Source organism: Micromonospora sp. NPDC005220, from assembly GCF_040607895.1.
Taxonomy (GTDB): Bacteria; Actinomycetota; Actinomycetes; order Mycobacteriales; family Micromonosporaceae; genus Micromonospora.
This window is the reverse complement of sequence record NZ_JBEXHP010000228.1, coordinates 1-2,616: the sequence shown is the minus strand read 5'-3', so window position 1 is coordinate 2,616 and position 2,616 is coordinate 1. Positions and strand designations below refer to the sequence as shown.

Here is a 2,616-nt window from a genome sequence, read left to right as displayed (position 1 = left end):
ACGGCCGCCGCCGTCTCGTCGCGTTCCCCGGCGGCGGCGGTCGCCTCGGCCAGCGCCAGCAGTGCCCGGCCCAGCGGGTAGGGCTGCCCGTCGGCCCGCCACGCGTCGACCGCCGTACGCCACGCCGGCAGCGCCTGGTCGCCGACCGCGAGCAGCGCGGTGACCTGGGCGGCGTGCGCCCGGGCCGCCGGGTGCCGCGCCGGCAGGTCGGTGGCGAGCGCCGCCACGGCGGCCGCCAGCTCCCGGTCACTCACCCGGGCTGCGGTACGCGCGGCGGCGCTGAGCACCGGCCAACCCTCCCGGGGCAGCTGCGGCAGGCTCTCGTCGGCCACCGCCACTCGGGACGCCCGTACCGCCTCGACCTTGTCGTCCGCGGCCAGCGCCGCCTCGATCGCCAGCTCGTGCAGGGGCAGGCGGTGGTTCGGCCACAGGTACGGCCGACCGAGGAAGGTGAGCGCCCGGTCGACAAACTCGTCGGCGCCCGGATGGGCGCGGGCCAGCCGCAGGCCGGCGCCCAGCTGAAGCCAGTGCAGTCCGGTCACACCCGACAGGTCCATCCGGGCGGCCTCCGCGCAGATCGCCTCGGCCTCGTCCCACCGCCCCAGCGCGATGAGCGCCTCGGCCCGGTTGGAGAGCAGGTACGCCCCGGTGGAGCGGCTGATCCCCACCCGTCGCGCCTCGGCCGCGCCGGCCTCGGCGGCCTGCGCCGACTCGGCGTAGCGGCCCAGCTCGCAGAGCATGTCCGACTCGAACACCATGGCGAGCACCACAGTCGACGCGTCTCCCGACGCACGGGCGGCGGCGGCCACCTGGCCCAGCTCGGCCAGCCCTCCGGTCAGGTCTCGCTCGCCGTGGCAGAGCAGCGCGATCCGCGTGGAGAGCAGCGACACGTTCTCTCCGAACGCCTCGGCGTCCGTGGCCGCCTCGGCTGCCACCCGGGCCGCCTGCTGCGGGTCGATCTTGACCAGGTGGGTGGCGATGTCGGCGAGCAGCCGAACCCGCTCCGCGCCGGGCGGACCACCGGCTGCCAGCCGGTACGCCTCATCCAGCTCGCGGCTGCCGTCGCTCTTGCCGAGCAGGGCCATCAGTCGACCCCGCTGGTCCAGCAGGCGGGCGGCGCGCAGCGGCGCGGCGTCGGCGTCCACCTCGGCCAGCCCGGCCCGGGTGAGGGTGATGGCCCGACTGAAGTCGCCGGCGATGACCGCGGCGTCCAGGGTCTGCTCCAGCAACGCCAGGTGGTCCATGTCGAGCAGGTCGGCGGCGTCCGGCACCAGCTCCCACAACTCCAACGCCCGCTCCAGCAGTCGGCGCTGCTCGGCGTACGCGTACCGGTCGGCGGCGGCGCCCGCGGCGGCTCGTGCGGCGACGAGGGCACGCGGGTGGTCGTGCGCGGCGTACCAGTGATGGGCGATCTCGGCCGGGGCCCGGCCGGCGGCGACCAGGTGCGGCTGGGCCTCGATGGCGGCGGCGAAGCGGGCATGCAGCCGGGCGTGCTCACCGGGCAGCAACTCGTCGTGCACGGCCTCGCGGACCAGCGCGTGGCGGAACTCGTAGTCCCCGTCCCGGTCGGCCACCACCAACTGGGCGGCGACGGCGGCGCGCAACGCGTCCTCCAGCTCGGCCTCGGGCAGCCCGGCGACCTCGGCGAGCAGGTCATGGGCGAACCGGGTGCCACCGGCGGCCGCGATCCGCAGCACCCGCTGGGTCGACTCGGGGAGCCGGTCCACCCGGGCCAGCAGCAGGTCACGCAGCGTCTCGGGGAGAGCCGCGCAGCCGATCGGGTCACCGGCGACGGCCAACTCCTCGATGAAGAAAGGGTTGCCCTGGGTGCGGTCGTGGACATCGTCGACCGCACGGGCGAGCGGCTCGGCGCCGAGCAGGTCGGCGAGGATCGCGGCGGTGCCGTCGCGGTCCAGCCGGCCCAGCTCGACCCGCTCCACGCCACGGGCCCGATCCAGCTCGGCGAGGAACGGTCGCAGCGGGTGCCCGCGCTGCAACTCGTCGGTGCGGTAGGTGCAGACCAGCAGCAGCCGGCCCGGCCTCGCCGCCCGGACGAGGAACCCGATGAGATCGCGGGTGGAGCGGTCGGCCCAGTGCAGGTCCTCGATGACCAGGACCAGCGGGCGAGCATCGGCCAGCCGCTGGAACAGCTCGGCGACCAGGTCGAACAGGTAGCCACGCGGGGCATCGCTGAGGGGAACGGCACGCGGTGTGGCCAGCGTCGCGGACGCGCGGCCCAGCTCCGGCAGGAGCGGGGCGAACTCCGCCTCGTAGCCGGCGAAGACCTCGGGACCGTCGGCGCGGAGCACCGCGCGCAACGCGGCGGCGAACGGCGCGAACGGCAGGCCCGCCTCGCCCAGCTCCAGACACTGACCGACGAGCACCCGGGCCGCGCCGTCGGTGGCCCAGCCGGCGAACTCCTCCAGCAGCCGCGTCTTACCCACGCCCGCCTCACCGCCGACCAGCACGGTGGTCGGCTCCCCGGCGCGCGCCCGGCCCAGCGCGTCCCGCAGCGCAGCGGTCTCGCGGTGGCGCCCGACGAGGACGGAGCTGGCAGTGCGTACGGTCACGTGTTCGAGCATGCCATGACGGCCCGCCCCGCCGGCCCCGCCGATC

1 protein-coding gene is annotated in these 2,616 nt (G+C 76.1%); it reads right to left on the bottom strand.

The window, feature by feature from the left end; translation table 11 throughout:
• A partial coding sequence (locus ABZU52_RS32275) for an AAA family ATPase (RefSeq protein ID WP_354974695.1) occupies positions 1 to 2,570 on the bottom strand: 2,570 nt, incomplete at its 3' end.
• Positions 2,571 to 2,616 lie beyond the last annotated feature (46 nt).